The sequence below is a fragment of the Stenotrophomonas sp. 22DLJC03 genome (genome assembly GCF_056861405.1).
In genome coordinates this window covers 63472-79959 of sequence record NZ_JBSPUG010000008.1, presented here as the reverse complement: position 1 = coordinate 79959, position 16488 = coordinate 63472, and the positions used below count along the sequence as shown (strand labels likewise).

11 protein-coding genes are annotated in these 16488 nt (G+C 65.3%); 6 read left to right on the top strand and 5 right to left on the bottom strand.

Annotation, left to right across the window (positions count from 1 at the left end; genetic code table 11):
• Positions 1–104 precede the first annotated feature (104 nt).
• From AC13GA_RS19770 to AC13GA_RS19755, 4 genes are all read right to left on the bottom strand, one after another.
• A complete protein-coding gene (locus AC13GA_RS19770; protein ID WP_482998801.1) occupies positions 105–1700 on the bottom strand; it encodes an alkaline phosphatase D family protein in 1596 nt (531 codons plus the stop codon).
• 10 nt (positions 1701–1710) lie between these two features.
• Positions 1711–4644 carry a TonB-dependent receptor gene (locus tag AC13GA_RS19765; RefSeq protein ID WP_482998800.1) on the bottom strand — a complete coding sequence of 978 codons (2934 nt, stop codon included), beginning with the start codon at positions 4642–4644 and terminating at the stop codon, positions 1711–1713.
• A 141-nt stretch (positions 4645–4785) separates the two neighbouring features.
• Positions 4786–5808, bottom strand: a complete 1023-nt coding sequence (locus AC13GA_RS19760) for a FecR family protein (RefSeq protein WP_136639937.1) — start codon at positions 5806–5808, stop codon at positions 4786–4788.
• Positions 5805–6320, bottom strand: a complete 516-nt coding sequence (locus AC13GA_RS19755; RefSeq protein WP_046985852.1) for an RNA polymerase sigma factor — start codon at positions 6318–6320, stop codon at positions 5805–5807. The genes AC13GA_RS19760 and AC13GA_RS19755 overlap by 4 nt, the downstream gene beginning before the upstream one ends.
• A gap of 139 nt (positions 6321–6459) precedes the next feature.
• Between AC13GA_RS19755 and AC13GA_RS19750 the strand changes: the two genes are divergently transcribed.
• On the top strand, positions 6460–6759 hold the full coding sequence (locus AC13GA_RS19750) for a hypothetical protein (RefSeq protein WP_046985851.1): 300 nt from the start codon (positions 6460–6462) through the stop codon (positions 6757–6759).
• A gap of 244 nt (positions 6760–7003) precedes the next feature.
• Positions 7004–9676: a pyruvate dehydrogenase (acetyl-transferring), homodimeric type gene (aceE, locus tag AC13GA_RS19745; protein WP_482998799.1), complete on the top strand. Its 2673-nt coding sequence runs from the start codon at positions 7004–7006 to the stop codon at positions 9674–9676.
• Between the two features lie 51 nt (positions 9677–9727).
• On the opposite strand, the gene AC13GA_RS19740 is transcribed toward aceE, so the two are convergent.
• Positions 9728–10210: a hypothetical protein gene (locus AC13GA_RS19740; RefSeq protein ID WP_004152943.1), complete on the bottom strand. Its 483-nt coding sequence runs from the start codon at positions 10208–10210 to the stop codon at positions 9728–9730.
• 189 nt (positions 10211–10399) lie between these two features.
• On the opposite strand from AC13GA_RS19740, the gene AC13GA_RS19735 reads away from it, so the two are divergent.
• The 4 genes from AC13GA_RS19735 to AC13GA_RS19720 all read left to right on the top strand — a co-directional run bounded on the left by AC13GA_RS19735 (position 10400) and on the right by AC13GA_RS19720 (position 16471).
• Positions 10400–11629, top strand: coding sequence for an MFS transporter (locus AC13GA_RS19735; RefSeq protein WP_447781118.1), 1230 nt, complete (start codon positions 10400–10402; stop codon positions 11627–11629).
• Positions 11626–12783, top strand: coding sequence for an ROK family protein (locus AC13GA_RS19730; RefSeq protein ID WP_482998798.1), 1158 nt, complete (start codon positions 11626–11628; stop codon positions 12781–12783). The genes AC13GA_RS19735 and AC13GA_RS19730 overlap by 4 nt, the downstream gene beginning before the upstream one ends.
• Before the next feature lie 167 nt (positions 12784–12950).
• Positions 12951–15365, top strand: a complete 2415-nt coding sequence (locus AC13GA_RS19725; protein ID WP_482998797.1) for a TonB-dependent receptor — start codon at positions 12951–12953, stop codon at positions 15363–15365.
• Positions 15365–16471, top strand: a complete 1107-nt coding sequence (locus tag AC13GA_RS19720) for a YdcF family protein (protein ID WP_482998796.1) — start codon at positions 15365–15367, stop codon at positions 16469–16471. The genes AC13GA_RS19725 and AC13GA_RS19720 overlap by 1 nt, the downstream gene beginning before the upstream one ends.
• The last annotated feature ends 17 nt before the right edge of the window (positions 16472–16488 follow it).

Here is a 16488-nt window from a genome sequence, read left to right as displayed (position 1 = left end):
GTGATGCGCAAGATGCTGGTGATCCTCAACGCCCGCAAAAGGGATGCGGAGGCCCAGATGGCCCCCGCCTGACAAGACAGTTGCTACAGGGTAGACCGGTAGATTCAGGCCTCCTGCAACCCCGGCCGGCCGTGCTCCACCGCATAGCGTTTCCAGCTCTGCACCGTTCCGTTCGGCTGCATCACGGTATCCAGCGTCTTCATGTCGCCGATCCAGGCATCACGGATGACATCGCACAGCACATAGCCGCGCTTGTCGGTGGTCGCCTTCAATTGCGGACTGTGCCGCAGCTGGTTCTCGGCATACGCGTCCACGCCCTGGCCATCGGCGCCGGAGGTGATCGAGGTGGCGAGGAATTCACTGGAGATCACGCCCGAGTCACGATGGTCCTGCACCAGGTCACTGGCGTAGTGCCGATGCGCGTCGCCGCAGGCGGTCACTACATTGCCGAAGCCAACCTTCTGGATGTGGTCAAGCAGGCGCCGGCGGCTGTCCAGATAGCCCGACCATTGGTCGTCGGACGACTGCACCACACCATCCTTCTCGCGCATGTAGTTGCCCAGTGCCACCTGGTGGGCGATGGTGTGCCAACGTGGCGTGGCATCGGCCAGTCCGTCGAACAGCCAGCGCTCCTGCTTCGCACCGACGATGCTGCGCGCCGGTGATTCCACTTCCTCATGCAGCGCCATGTCTACCTGCTTGCTGCGGTACTGGCGGGTGTCGAGCAGGTGCAGGTCCATCAGCGTGCCATAGCGGGCACGCCGATACATCTGCATGTGGCCGTTGCGGGGAAGCGCCGATCGGCGCAGCGGCATGTTCTCGTAGTAAGCCTGGAAGGCCTGTGCGCGGCGCAGCAGGAACACCTCGCTGGGGGTATCGTCCTGGTCCTCCGCACCGGCCCAGTTGTTGTCCACTTCATGGTCATCGAAGGTGACGAACCACGGCGCCGACGCATGCGCGGCCTGCAGGTCGGAATCGCTCTTGTACTGGGCGTAGCGGCGGCGGTAATCGTCCAGCGTGTAGATCTGCGGTCCAACATGGTTGCGCAGGTTGGTGAATGGCCGGCCGTTCATCCTGCGCACGCCCGGTTGGCTTGCGCCCTCGTAGATGTAGTCGCCATAGTGGAAGACGAAGTCCAGCGGCTCCTCGGCGATGCGCCGCCATGCGGTGTAATGGCCCTCTTCATAGTGCTGGCAACCGGCCACGGCGAAACGGACACGATCAACCGCAGCGTTGGCTGCCGGCAGCGTGCGGGTGTGGCCCACGGCACTGGCGTGGCCGCCCACGCTGAAGCGATACCAGTACGGACGGCCCGGTGCCAGCCCTTCCAGCTCCACGTGCACCGCATGGCCAAGCTCGGGGTGGGCCATCGCCGAACCTTGGCGCACCACGTTGCGCATGCCATCGTCGGCCGCCAGCTGCCACTGGACCGCCATCGGCTGCGTCGGCATGCCACCACCGAACACCAGCGGCTCCGTTGCCAGGCGTGTCCACAGCACCATGCCATCGGCCGAGGGATCACCCGAGGCCACGCCCAGGGTGAACGGTGTACTGGCGAACCGCGGCGATGCCAGCAGGTTGCGCGGGTTCAGCGCGGTGGCATCGGTCTGCGCGGCCAGCGCCCGTGCCGTGCCCATCCAGGCGCCGGCGGCGGACAGGCCGGCCAGGGCCAGGAATCGCCTGCGATTGATCGTATCCACGGGTGCGCCCTCAGTTGTAGATGATGTGGAAGTAGAAGAAGCGGCCGTAGTCGTCGATCTCGGTGCGGAAGCGACCATTGGGTCCAGTGCTGTAGGTCGGCTGCGTGTTGAACAGGTTCTTGGCCTCGTACTTCAGCGTCACGTGTTTGCTGACCTTGTGGCTGAAGGCCAAGTTGAAGGTCATGTACGGGTCGTAGTACGAGTCCAGCCACTGGGTATCACCGAAGTCGACCAGCATCCGGCTGCGGTAGGTGCCGGACATGCGCAGCTGTGCGCTCTTCCACGGCATGCGCCAGATCACCGACCCATTGAGCGACCAGTCCGGCTGGTACAGCAGGCGGTCCAGGCGGCGCTCGCTGCCATCACTGATGCGGTAGTTGGTCTGGCCTTCCAGCCGCGTGGCGTTGAAATACATATCAAAGCGCTGGCCGCCCCACTGCAGGTTGCGGTTGGCCACCGCGAACTCGACGCCGCGCAGCTTGGACGCGTCGGTGTTCATCGGCTGGGTGACCCGGTAGCGGGTATCACCCACGTTCTCGAACGTGGTCAGGGTGTAGATGTCGTCCTTGATCACTTTGTCGAACAGCGCGACCGAGACCAGGCCGTTGTTGTCGTTGAAATACAGGTCCCAGGCCAGGTCGATGTTGGTGGAGCGGCGCGGCTGCAGGTTGGCGTTGCCCTGCTTGATCGTGCAGAAGCCCCTGCCCTCCTCGTCATCGCCACAGCTGGTGCTGGTGGCCTGGGCGATGTTGCTTGGCGTCGGCCGGCCCAGGGTGCGGCTGGCGGAGAAGCGCAGGCGCTGGTCGTCGGTCAGCTTGAAGGTTGCATTCAACGACGGTAGCAGGTTGTTGTAGCCACCACTGGTCCTGCGGAACGCGGAGGTATAGGTGGTACCGCCATCATCACTGAACGGGCTGAATGCATCGAAGGTGGTGTGGTCGTAGCGCAGGCCACCGATCAGCAACAGCCGATCCCAGGCATAGTGCGCGGAGACATAGGCATTGGTGATGTCCTCAACGTACTTGTAGTCACTGGTGAAATCGGCATTCGGATAGGCGGCGTTGTTGCTGCCCAGCGTCGGCGCCAGCTCCTCGTTCCACTTGCGGTTGTCGATCAGCGGGAAGCCCGGCACGCTGCCCAGCAGGGTCGAACCCGGGTACAGGTAATCGTTGAGCGTGGCACTGCTCTTGTAGTAGTCGAAGTCGATGTCCTGCCAGATCTTCAGGTGACGGTACTCGGCACCGGCGGCCAGGCCAAAGCCACGCGCATCGGCGTCGATGTTGTAGCTGAAGTCGGCACGCAGGTTGTCGATGCTCTCCTTGGCATCACGCGGCGAGACATAGGCCTGTGCCGGGTTGAGCTTGAACGCCGAGCTGGTCAGCAGGCTGGAATCGGAAACCGCCACCGCATTGGGAAAGCCGTGGCTGTCGTTCTCGTAATCGACGAACAGGTTGCTCGGGTAGGCGCGTACCCCCCAGTAGACCTGGCTGTTGTGGAAGGTTTCTTCGGTGTGGCCGCCACGCAGGGTCAACCGCGAACGGTCACCCAAGTCCCAGTTGAAGCTGGCGATGGCGCCGCGATTGCTGCGATCCCAACGATCATGCCGGTTCTTGATGTAGATGCTGTTGATCTGGGTGGTGCCGCTGTCATCGGTCTGATTGCGGATCGGAAACTTGGCGTTGCCATACAGATCGGTCTTGTTCATCGTCGAGTTCTCGTAGAACCGGTACGAGTACAGCAGCAGCGATGCGTAGAACGGATCGTCCGACGGTTTCCATTCCAGCTTGGCCGAGCCACCGAAATTGGTGATGAAGTTGGTGTAGGTACCGGTACTGAAATTGCCGGGCGCACGCAGCCCGTTCCAGCCCTTGGCCTCGTCCGGCCCAGTGGTGCCGTCGGCGAGGTACTTGCCGGCGTCGTTGTAGTAGTAGTTCGACTCCACCCAGCGCTTGACGCTGTTGCGCGAACGCTGCTCATAGCGGGCCACCGCAACGATGCCGAATTCCTGGTCGGCACCGAACTGGTTGGAGAACACCACCTTGGCGCTTTTTCCGAAGTGACCCAGGGTCTGGTGGTTGCCACCGGCGCTGCGCTCGACGTTGGTCTCGGCAGTGGAGTAGATACCGGCCACATCGGCGAACACATACTTGCCGGACCGGTCGAACGCACTGCGGCTGATGATGTCGATCACGCCGCCGATGGCATCCGGCGCCTGCTCGGCACTGAAGCTCTTGTAGATATCGGTGCGGGTACCGATGTCGCTGGGAATCAGCTGCAGGTTGTTCATGCGCTCACCCGAGCCACTGCCACCCACGCTGGCAATCGCGATGCCATCGATGGTGGTGTAGTTGAGGTTGGCCTGCACGCCACGTACCGTGACGTAACGCGGCTCGCCAGCGTCTTCCACCGCGCTCAGCCCCGGCGCGGCCATCAGGCTCTCGGCCAGGGTTTCGTCGCCGTAGCTGTCCATCTCGTCGTAGACCACCGAATCCTTGATCACCGGCGAGGTCTTCTTCTGGTCGATCACCTCGTGCGCGGCAATCACCTTCACCGTATCCAGGGTCGGCGCCACCGCCGCCTCGGCCTCGCGCGGCTTCGGCGCGGCCGGCTTCGGCTCGTTGCGTGCGGGCGCCGGATCAATGGCGATGACGTTGCCGTCCACCACGGTGTAGCCCAGGCCGGTCCCTGCCAGCAGCGCGTCCAGTGCCTGCTTGACGGTCGCACCACGCGGCACCGCCCCGGCCATACGCGCTTCACCGCTGCCCGAATACAGGAACTGCACGCCCGAACTGCGCGACAACTGCTCCAGCGCACGCGCCAGCGGCTGCGCCGCGATCGGCGCCGACACACGGGCCTCAAGGCCATCTGCAGTGGCCGCAGCCGCCACCGGCACGCTGCAGGGAGACAGAGCGAGGATGATCGACAGGTAGAGCGTGTTACGCATCACGGGTCCTTGGAAGAGAGAAGGCAGCAGGTGCCGCTGAGCGATTCGACAGCGGCTTCTCCCAAGTAAGAGCCCGCTTCCACCGAAGTGGAGAACGCGGATTCGATGAATCTTTTCTGACAGTGCACGGCCACGCCGGCCTCAGCGGCTGCCGACCCGCACCGTGTCGCCCTCGCGGCGTACGACAAAGCGCGGATCGCGTTCGAGGAACACCTGCAATGCACCGATGCGATGCGCATCGAGGCTGCCGGACAGCCGCGCCGATGCCGCGCCTTCATCCAGTATCCGCACCTGTACCTGGTTGTGTCGGTTGAAGGCGGCGGCCACTTCATCCAGCCGCTCATCAAGGAAGGACACCTTGCGATGCTGCCAATCCAGCAGCATCGACAACGGCATGTCCAAGGACTCCACAGCATGACTGCGCGTGTCGACCTGCACTACCCGGCCTTCGCCCAGCTGCGCAAGACGCGTTGCATCCCTGCCCTGGCTCCACACCTCCACTTCGCCGGAGACCACGCCGATGCGCGTGCTCTGCAGCCGCCGCGATACATCGAACACGGTGCCGATGTCTCGGATCTTCAGGCCGTTCACCTGCACTTCGAACGGACGGCGGTCGCGGGCGATGTCGAACGTGGCCTCGCCCTGCAGCAGCTCCACCTTGCGGCTGAACCAGCTCATGCGTACCCGCAGGCGGCTGTCCGCGTTGAGCTGCACCTGGGTCTGGTCAGGCAGCACCAGGTCGCGCAGTTCACCATGGTCGGCGCTGTACAGCTGTTCGGTGGGCATCAACTGCGGAACCAGGCCCACGCCGAGCAGGGCGACACAGGCTGCGGCAGCCAGCGCCCACCAGCGCGCGCGGCCGCGCCGCGGCGCAGCGCGCGGCGCGGCCGGTGCGCTACCGAACAGCGGCACCACCTTGGCGGCAGCCTGCCGTGGCGGCGCCTGCGCCTCTTCAGGCAATGGCGATTGCAGTGCCTCACCGACCTGCCGGTGCAGCGCGAGGGCGTGCATGTAGGCGCGCACGTGTTCGGGCGAACGCTTCATCCAGTGCAGGAATGCAGCGCGCTCGGCCTCGCCCAGACTCCCCTCGCGATTGCGCTGGAACCAGTCCATGGCCTCGCAGGCGATCGTGTCGTCGGCTGCGGGCGATGTGTTCCGGTTCATGTGTGCTCCCTGGCGCCCAGCGCCTTCCTGCAGGCCTCCAGCCCCTTGCCGATGTGCTTGCGCACCATGTGCACCGACACCTGCAGCTGCTGGCTGATTCCCGGGCAGTCCAACCCGTCGCGGTAGTGCAGCTCCATCACCCGCCGCGTGGTCGCCGGCAGTCGTGCGATGGTGCTGCGGATACCGTTCCAGCGCTGCGCGCGCTCGAATTCGCCTTCGATGTCTTCTTCGCTTTTCAGCACTTCCGCCAGTAAATCAACGTCTTCCAGCGGCGGCAGCGACGAACGTGAGCGTGCATGCTCGCGCGCCAGGTTGGCCGCGACGGTGAACAGGTAGGCTTCCGGGTTCTCGATCGCTGCGGCATTCTCGCCGGTGGTCCGCAGCAGCCGCAGGTACACTTCCTGCGCCAGGTCCTCGGCATCTTCGCTGGCAGAACCGCGGCGCAGGAAAAAGCCACGCAGCAGCCGTCGCCGCAGCGCGTAGCTCTTCTCCCAGATCCTCACGCTGTTCACGGCCGGCCAACCACCCCGAGGCTGGAAAGCCCCGCAGGGTGACGGCCATCGATGACAGTGACGTTTCAACTGCCGGCAGGCAGCCGCTAGAATTCCGCCCCTGCAATATCCCGGCAGCCGGCACAAGGAGTGCCCCGCAATGAACGCACGCACCGCCATCAACACACTCAGCAGCCTGCTGTTCCTGCTGCTGGTCGCGCACACCACGGCCTACCAGCAGCAGATGTGGCCGCCCAGCCGGGTCATCCATGTGCATCCGGTGATCGTCGCCCTCGCCTATGCACTGGGTGTGCTCACGCTGCTGCTGTGGACCGGCGGCCGTCGTACACCGGAACCCGCCCAACGACTGGCGCGCTGGCTGCCCATCGTCGCCTGGTGCCTGTTGGGCGTCGGCGTGGTGATCATCCCGATGTTCCTGCCTGGGTTGTCCCCGGCCTGATCAGCGGCCGTGCCCAGCGCATCCGCCCATGATACGCCGCGCCGCGCCAACCCTTGCTTGCCAGAGACCCAAGCCCTGCCCGCCTATCGAAGCCGGGGGGCCAGGCCTACGCTTGTCTTCTCGGTGACCGCCACGGTCGCCCTTCGCGTCACGGCCCCGCCGTTGCGACCCCGCTCCAGTGCTGTGCGCCCTGCCGGTGTTGTCGCCCAGGCAGAAGTCCGACCGGCGCCCTCTGGAGACAGCCATGAATCAAGCCCAGATCCCCTTCGATACCGACCCGCTGGAAACGCGGGAGTGGCGTGAATCGCTGGAGGCGGTGATGCAGGCCGGCGGCCGGCCGCGCGCGCACTACCTGATCGACCAGCTGAGCGAGCTGGACGCCCACCAGCATGGCGACCTGCATACCCGTGCCTGGACCGCGTACGTCAACACCATCCCGCCCGAGCGCCAGCCGGCCTACCCGGGTGACCTGGCCATCGAGCGCCGCCTGAACGCGATGATCCGCTGGAATGCGATGGTGATGGTGCTGCGTGCCGGCAAGCATTCCAACGTCGGCGGCCACATCGCCACCTACCAGTCGGCGGCAGTGCTGTACGACGTGGGTTTTGATCATTTCTTCCGGGGCCGTACCGACACCTTCGACGGCGACATGATCTACATCCAGGGTCATTCAGCGCCAGGCATCTACGGCCGCGCCTATGTGGAAGGCCGCATCGATCCGGCGCGGATGGACAACTTCCGCCGCGAAGCGGGCCGCGAGGGCCTGTCCTCGTATCCGCACCCTCGCCTGATGCCGGAGTTCTGGCAGTTTCCCACCGTGTCGATGGGCCTGGGCCCGCTGACCGCCGCCTACCAGGCGCGCTACATGCGTTACCTGGAATACCGCGGTCTGAAAGAACACCAGGGCCGCAAGGTCTGGGCCTTCCTCGGCGACGGCGAGATGGATCAGCCCGAATCGCTGGCGGCAATTTCCCTGGCCGGTCGCGAGCGGCTGGACAACATCGTGTTCGTGGTCAACTGCAACCTGCAGCGCCTGGACGGTCCGGTGCGCGGCAACGCCAAGGTCATCCAGGAACTGGAAGGCACCTTCCGCGCGGCCGGCTGGAACGTGATCAAGCTGATCTGGGGCAGCGGCTGGGACGACCTGCTCGCCCGCGACCACAGCGGCCTGCTGCGCCAGCGCATGATGGAATGCGTGGACGGCGACTACCAGACCTTCAAGTCGCAGAACGGTGCCTACGTGCGCGAGCATTTCTTCGGCCGTTATCCCGAGCTGCTGGAGCTGGTCGCGCACATGAGCGACGACGACATCTGGGCGCTGGCGCGTGGCGGCCATGATCCGCAGAAGGTGTTCGCCGCCTACCAGCAGGCAGTGAACACCAGCGGCCGGCCGACCGTGATCCTGGCCAAGACGGTCAAGGGTTTCGGCATGGGCGAAGCCGGCGAAGGCCAGAACATCAACCACCAGCTGAAGAAGATGAGCGCCGACGCGGTGCGCGCCTTCCGCGACCGTTTCAACCTTCCGGTCAGCAATGAGCAGCTGGAGGAGATGCCGTACCTGCGTCCGGAGCCGGGCAGCGCCGAGGCGGCCTACTTCGCCGAACGCCGCCGCATCCAGGGCGGGCAGCTGCCGGCGCGCCTGGCCAAGGTCGATCCGCTGCCGCTGCCGCCGCTGTCGATCTTCAACACCCAGCTGCAGGGCAGCGGCGATCGCGGCCAGTCCACCACCATGGGCTTCGTGCGCATCCTCACCAGCCTGCTGAAGGACCCTGAACTGGGCAAGCTGGTGATTCCGATCGTGCCCGATGAATCGCGCACCTTCGGCATGGAAGGCCTGTTCCGCCAGATCGGCATCCATTCGTACCTGGGCCAGCTGTACACCCCGCAGGATGCCGGCCAGCTGAGCTACTACAAGGAAGCCAAGGACGGCCAGATCCTGCAGGAAGGCATCAACGAATCCGGTGCGATCTGTTCGTGGATCGCCGCGGGTACCGCCTACAGCAACCACGGGCTGGCGACGATTCCGTTCTACATCTTCTATTCGATGTTCGGCCTGCAACGCGTCGGTGACCTGGCCTGGGCCGCCGCCGATGCGCGCACCCGCGGCTTCCTGCTCGGCGCCACCTCCGGCCGTACCACGCTGATGGGCGAAGGCCTGCAGCACGATGACGGCCACAGCCACGTGCTGTCGTCGGTGATTCCGAGCTGCGTGTCCTACGACCCGACCTACAACTACGAGCTCGCGGTGATCATCCACGACGGCCTGCGCCGCATGTACGTCGAGCAGGAAGACATCTACTACTACATCACCGTGCTCAACGAGAACTATCCGCAGCCGGCACTGCCCGAGGGCGCCGAGGCTGGGATCCTGCAGGGCCTCTACCTGCTGCGCCCGGCAGCCGCAGGCAGCACTTCGCAGCCACGCGCGCAGCTGATGGGCAGCGGCTCGATCCTGCGCGAAGTGGAAGCAGCAGCCGAACTGCTGCAGCAGGACTTCGGCGTCGCCAGCGATGTGTGGAGCGCGACCAGCCTGACCGAACTGCGCCGTGACGGCCTGGCTGCCGAACGCTGGAACCTGCTGCATCCGGCCGAGGAGCCGCGCGTACCCTACGTGCAGCAGTGCCTGCAGGGCCACGAAGGCCCGGTGGTGGTGGCCACCGACTACATGAAGATCGTCGGCGACCAGATCCGTCCCTTCATCAACGACCGCCGCTTCACCGCCTTGGGCACCGATGGTTTCGGCCGCTCCGACACGCGTGAATCGCTGCGCACGTTCTTCGAGGTGGATCGCCACTTCATCGTGCTGGCGGCCCTGAAGTCACTGGCCGATGAGGGCCGCATCGAACGTTCGCGGATGCAGGAGGCCATCGACAAGTACGGCATCGACACCGGCAAGCGCGATCCGGCGGCGGTGTAAGGCTGCTGCATTCACCACGCCCGTTCTGCGGGCGTGGTGCCGGCGGCAATGCTAGGGCATCCGCTTGAACAGATTGGTCTGCAGTATCGGCGTACCGTCGTGGCCGTAGAACGCCTTGGTCTCGGTCATCGTCGAGCGATCGGCCGCCACGGTGTAGATGCGTGTGGAGGCCGGCGTACCGTGGTCCACCAGCTGCATCACCAGCGTGTTCGGCGCTGGCAGCTTCAGGTTGGCCTTGTCCGCACCGTAGGTGCCGGACAGGGGACCTGGCGTGCCATCCAGCGCCAGCGTGCCATCGGACTTCATGGTATTGCCATCGTGCAGCACGATGTCCACGTGCGAACTCCAGCGGCCGCCACCGGCATCCTTGAATTCGAGTACTACCTGCTTTGGACGCTGCGCCTGCGGCAGCGCCGAGGTGGCGATATCCAGCGACCAGCGCCCCAACAGCGGCGAAGGAGATGCCTCCATTGCCAGCGCCGGAACGGCGGGGAGTGAAAGCGCAGACAACAACACAGCGGACAACAGCTTCATACGTTGCTCCATTCGACGAAGAAGGCTCTGCGTGAGGCGTTGTGGGGCGCAGCACGGTCAATGCTGCTCGCCCACAGCGTGTGCTGCAAGCCACTCGCTGAATGGCCGACCTCACGCCATGTCAGGCCGCTGTCACACAGGGCTAGTAGAACGATCCCGGATCTCCGGCCTCCTCCCCCAAAAACAGCGTTGAACGCGCAGCCATCGCTGCGGCAGCTCTATGCCGCCGGCCACTTCGCCCGCACTCTGTCCTGGTCGTTCGTGGACCTGGCGCTGGGCTACTACCTGCACGTCCGGCTGGGACTGTCGGCTGACCACACCGGCCAGCTGCTGGCCATCTCACTGGCCTACAGCAGCGTGCTCGATCTGCTCTTGGCCGCCGTGTTCACGCGCCTGCACGACCAGCGTCGCCTCGCCTTGCGCCTGCAGCTGGTCGGCGGCCTCGGTACCGCGGCCAGCGCCTGCCTGCTGTTCAGCCCGAGCACCGCGACCGAGCCGGCCTTCCTGCCGCTGCTGGCCGCCTCGCTGTTGTTCCGTACCTGCTACGCGGTTTACGACGTGGCCCAGAATGCACTGACTTCGCTGTTGCCCCGCGACGAGAACGAGGCCATGCGCTACGTTTCCGCCCGCGCGGTAGTCGTACCGATCTCCAAGCTGTGCATCGCTGCAGCACTGTTCGGCGTGGTCGGTGCACCTGAATCCGCAGGAGGTGGCAGCGCGCTGCTGATCTGCATGATCATCGGCATCCTGATCGCGGCCGCCGCGCTTCCCCTGGCCTGCGTCGCCACGCCCGCACAGCCCGCCACAGCCATCAGGCCCGTTGCCGGCGCCCTGCCGCTGCCGGCACTGCTGCCGGTTCTGCTGGCTGCAGCGGCAGAAACGGCGCTGGTGGGCCTGGCCGGGCGCCTGTTTCCCTTTGCCGACCAGGGCGCAGCGCTGACCTTCGCCATGGTCGCGGGCATGGTGGTCGCGCCTTGGCTCCATCTGCGCCTGCGCCCCCCGCTGTGCAGCGAGACAGGCCTGATTGCGCTGATGTCGGTGCTGGCCATCGCTGCCGTCTGCGTTTACCAGGCCAAGCCCTCCCTGCCTGTAGCGATTGCGTGTGCCGCTGTCCATGGGGCGGCGGTGGCCAGTGTCGGCCTGGTGCTGTGGCGGCGCACCGCGCTGATCGCCCGTCGCCATGCCGCCCGCAGCGGACGTGAGGATGACCTGAGCTGTTTTGCCCTGCTCACTGGAACCATGAAACTGTCCATTGCCGCCTCCTCATTGCTGCTGGGCCAGCTGCTGCCCGGCATACAGGCAGGTGATCCGGTCACCTCTGCCGCACTGGTCTCGCTGGTTGCCGTCGGCAGCCTGCTGTCGCTGGCCGCATTGGCCTGGCCAGTCGCGCTGCCGCGTACCGAAGGCCTGCGCCCATGAACCTGGCTCCCACATCGCGACTGCGCCGCAAACCGCTGATCGCGCTGGATGCCGACCACAAGCGCATCATCTGGCTGTTGCGCACGATGGGAGCCGTTCCCCGCATCACCATTGCCAACCACTTGGGCATGCACAACGGTGCGTTGACCCGCCTGGCGCGTGAACTGCTGATGCTGGAAGTGATCGAGGAACAGGGACAGCTGTCCGATGGCCAGCGCGGCCGACCCTCGGTGCCACTGGCGCTTTCCGGGCGGGGCGGCTATGCCGCCGGTGCCACGGTACATCCCGGTTGGCTGGAGATCGCGCTGGTGGATTTTGCCGGCCAGGTCATCGCCCGCGATGCAACCGCATTCGACAGCGCAGATCCCTACGACTTCGTGCACGCGGTGGACCAGCGCCTGCGCAGCCTTACCAGCCGCACCGGGCTCATGCGCGCGCGCTTCCTGGGCCTCGGCGTGGCGGTTCCCGGGCCCGTGGTCGAAACCGGGCCTGCGCGCAGGCACGCGGTGGACTGGTTGCACGGTTGGCGCGATATCGACAACGACCAGTTCTTCGAAGATTACTTCGGTTTCCCGGTCTGGGTGGAGAACGATGCGACCCTGGCGGCGCTGGCGGAGTACTACGACAGCGGGCTGATCCGCGACTGCGCCTCGGCGCTGCTGCTGTATGTAGGCCACGGCGTGGGCGGCGGCGTGATCCATCGGCGCGACGTGATGCGCGGTGAGTTCGGCAATGCCGGGGATATCGGTCGCTTGTTCCGCATGGACGCACCGCGCCCCTCGGGCATCGACCTGCTGGCCACGTTGCGCGACGCCGGTGCCGGCATTCCTTCACTGTTCGAACTTGAGTCCTGCCTGGAAACCCATGCCGGCATCATCAATGCCTGGGCAGAACGTGCGGGCAACCAGCTGGGCGTGGCGGCCAATACCGGTGTGGCGTGGCTCGATCCCGGCGCCGTGATCCTGTCCGGTTCACTGCCCCGGCAGGTGCTGCAAGCATTGGGACAGCATCTGCAGCAGCCAGCACGCTGGAGTAGTGCGCTGGACAGCCTGCGCCTGCCACAGGTGCATGTGTCGCGGCTGGGAGGGTCTGCGGTATCGGTGGGTGCGGCCCTGCTGCCAATCCACCAGTTGGGTGCCGATGCCGCCGCTTAATTGTTTATTTCCGCCGAAGTAAACAATTCCGTCATCGGCCGGACCTACCGTGCAGCGGTCCCCCTTCCCTGCATGGCCGCCCTCCGATGAACATCAGCCCCCTGGTCCTGGGAATCTCCCTGGTCCTGATATCCCTGCACGGCACTGCATCTGCGCAGGACGCGCCGGTGCAGAAGCAAGACACGGCCGACGCAGCAACACTGGATGCAGTGGTGGTTACCGGTGCGGCACGCACCCAGCGTCGCTTCGATGCGTCCTTCGCGGTCAATTCACTCAGCCGCGAAGACGTGCAGAAGCTCGCACCGAAAAGCTACGCCGACCTGCTCGGTTCGGTGCCCGGCATCCATGTCGAGGCCACCGGTGGTGAAGTACAGAACATCACCCGGCTGCGCGGCATTCCAACCGATCGTGGCTTCATCGCCTTCCAGCAGGACGGCCTGCCGCTCTACCAGGAGCTGGATGGCCACTTCTTCAACTCCGGCGACGGCATGAACCGTTTCGACGTGATGAACCAGCGCGTGGAGATCGTACGCGGTGGCCCGGCACCGATCTATGCGAGCAGCGGCGGCGCCATCGTCAACAACATCCTCGCCGAGGGTTCCGAAGACACCCACGGCAAGGCGCAGTTGACCATCGGCGATACCGGCCTGTACCGCGGCGAGATGTACCAGTCGGGCGCGCTCGGCAAGGACACCTTCTATGCCGTCGGTGGCTTCCTGCGCCAGCACGATGGCTACCGCGACAACGGCTTCCCGAATGACAAGGGCGGGCAGATCCGCGGCAACATCAAGCACTACTTCGACGACACCAGCTGGTTCAAGATCAGCGGCACCTTCGTCGATGACCACAATACGTTCTACCTGCCGATCCCGGTTGCCGATCCGCGCAATCCCAGCGTTCCACTGGACCCGTACATCGACTACTTCGACGGTACGATGAACTCGCCCTCGCTGCGCAGTGTCAACCTGAAGTACCTCGATGGCGGCGGTGCCCTGCGGGGCATGAACCGCGACCTGGCCGACGGCCGGCACATGCGCTTCGGCAACATCGGCTTCCAGTACGAGAACACCGCCAGCGATTGGACGATCTCGCTGAAAACCGGCTACACCAAGGGCCGCAATACCTTCGACGCGCTGTACTCGACCACCAACCCGGTCGACGCACGCAGCTTCGCCAACGGCTATCTGGGCGCGGCCCGCAGCACCTTCGGTGCCGGCGTCGCGCGGATGGGCTACGCGCTGGCCGGCAGCAACGGCGCCAGTGCCTACGATCCCTACGCCGACTCCGGCCTGGTGATCTCGGCCCAGTACCGTGCTGCTGATTCGGACTTCTACTCCGGCCAGGCCGATTTCAGTGCGACGCGGCTGTTTGAAACGGCCTGGGGCAGCCACGATCTGAACATCGGTGCATACACGGCCTTCTTCGGAACCACCGCTTTCAGCCTGTACCAGGACATGCTGATGGAGATGCGCGGCAAGCCACGCCTGCTGGATCTGGTGGCCTACGGTAACGATGGCGCCCCACTGGGCTATGTCACCGACAAGGGCACGCTGCGTTACACCACCACCCTCAATCGCGGCAAGGTCGATGCCCGCATGTTCGCGGTGTATGCCAATGACACGTGGGCACTGACGGACCGCTTCAAGCTCGACGCCGGTATCCGCCATGAGCGCTACCGCTATGAAGGCTATGCCGAGCAGACCGCCCAGGTCGACCTCGGCGACCGCAATACACTGGCTGACAACACCACGCGCCGGTTCACCGGCGTCGTCCAGAACCATCGCCTGAACCCGACCGCCACCAACTGGACCGTGGGTGCCAACTACGATTTCACTGCCACCATAGGCGCCTATGCCCGCGTGTCGCACATGGAGATCGTTCCCAATTCGTCGGTGGCGCGCTCGATCGACCCCACCATCGTGCAGACCCAGCTGGACCAGTACGAGCTGGGCCTGAAGGCAGGGTTCGGCCGGTCCTATCTCTACCTGACCGCGTTCTACACCAAGTTCGATCCACTCAATGCGTCCTTCGTCGCCTTCAATCCGACGACCGGCCGCAATGACCAGTCGGTGCCCTTCATCGGCACCGCCGTCTCGAAGGGCATCGAGCTGGATGGCATGTTCCGGCCGCTGGACTGGTTCAGCATCGCCGGCTCGATCACGGTCAGCGATCCGCAGTACGACAGCCTGCAGAACGATTCCGGCGCCGATCCGGCCGCGGTCAACGGCAAGCAGATCGTCCGCGAACCCAAGCTCTACGGCAACCTGCGGCCGACCTTCAGTTTCCAGCACGGCCAGGACCAGTTCGAGACCTGGCTGCGCTATGACGTGGTTGGCAAGTCCTATGTCGATCTGTTCAACCAGACCGCGTTGCCGGCCTACCAGACCCTGGGCCTGGGCATTTCATGGAAGCGCGGCAACTGGGGCGCACAGCTGGTGGGCGACAACCTGACCAATGAAAAGGGGCTCACCGAGGGCAACACCCGTACCGATGCACTGGCTGGCCAGGGTTCGGCCGAGGCAATCTATGGACGGCCACTGTTCGGCCGCAACGTCCGCCTGATGGTGAGCAGGAGCTGGTGATGCACCAACGATTGAGCTTGTCCCTCGCCCTGCTGGCCACGGCTGTGCTGCCGCTTGCGGCAGCCGCCGGCGACCGCGACAGCGCGGCCCTCGCCTCGCGCCTGTTTCCGACCCTCGTGCAGCTGAAGCACGATACGTTGCCCGATCGTGCGCGCGCCGCCCTGGCCGAACGCATGCAGCAGCTGGTGGGCTGCCGGACCACTGCCTGCACACTCGAGGCAGCACGCTGGACGCCCGCGCAGGCTGGCCTGTTGAGCGCCGCAGTTCCGGCGCACGCCATGGCCATCGAAAGGGAGCTGGCGGGCCTCAACAACATCCTCTCCGTCTACGGCCACGGCCAGCCGCCCCGCTACGACGCCATCGACGGCCCGGTCGGCGCGGCGGGCAGCACGCGCCTGGCTGGCGATGCTGCCATTGCCATGCAGATGAGCGAGGTGGACGCCACCGCGGCCTACACCGCATTCGATCACAGCATCGCGGTGGCAGTGGGCCTGCTCGATGCCAATGATCGTCTCGATGCGATCCGCTTCGAGCCCATCAGCGCGGGAATGAACGCCGCGCCATTCGCACGCGCGCGGCAGCTGGATTGGACCGCGCATCCATACACATCGATCATCGTGCTTGGGCAGGGCCCGGACGAGCTGACCACCCCGCTCAGCGCCGGCAGCAAGCTGCGCCTGAAAGCCGCTGCGCAGCGCTATGCAGCGGGCGATGCGCCTTTCGTCATCGTCTCTGGCGGCGCCGTGCATCCGCGCGGCACCCGCAGCGTCGAAGCCGTGCAGATGCGCGAAGCGCTGATTGCGCGCTTCGGCATTCCCGCAGAGGCGATCATCATCGAGCCCTATGCCCGCCACACCACCACCAACCTGCGCAACGCAGCCCGGTTACTGGCGGCCCTGCAGGCACCGCCACGGCAACCGGCACTGGTGGTCAGCAGTCCATCGCATATCGATTCGGTCGCCAGCAGCGGATTCAGCGAGCGCAACCGTCGTGAGCTTGGCTACGTTCCAGGCAAGGTCGGTTCACGCATTTCGCCGTACGCGATCACCTTCGTGCCAGCGCCCGAATCGCTGCGCATCGATCCGATGGATCCATTGGATCCCTGAAGGGCGCGACGTTACCC

Bases quoted from the DNA above. Each gene is read 5' to 3' on its own strand.
- AC13GA_RS19750 (WP_046985851.1), top strand. From the start codon at position 6,460: ATGAACGCACGCACCGCCATCAACACACTCAGCAGCCTGCTGTTCCTG.
- AC13GA_RS19720 (WP_482998796.1), top strand. From the start codon at position 15,365: ATGCACCAACGATTGAGCTTGTCCCTCGCCCTGCTGGCCACGGCTGTG.
- AC13GA_RS19765 (WP_482998800.1), bottom strand. From the start codon at position 4,644: ATGCGTAACACGCTCTACCTGTCGATCATCCTCGCTCTGTCTCCCTGC.
- AC13GA_RS19740 (WP_004152943.1), bottom strand. From the start codon at position 10,210: ATGAAGCTGTTGTCCGCTGTGTTGTTGTCTGCGCTTTCACTCCCCGCC.
- aceE (WP_482998799.1), top strand. From the start codon at position 7,004: ATGAATCAAGCCCAGATCCCCTTCGATACCGACCCGCTGGAAACGCGG.
- AC13GA_RS19730 (WP_482998798.1), top strand. From the start codon at position 11,626: ATGAACCTGGCTCCCACATCGCGACTGCGCCGCAAACCGCTGATCGCG.
- AC13GA_RS19760 (WP_136639937.1), bottom strand. From the start codon at position 5,808: ATGAACCGGAACACATCGCCCGCAGCCGACGACACGATCGCCTGCGAG.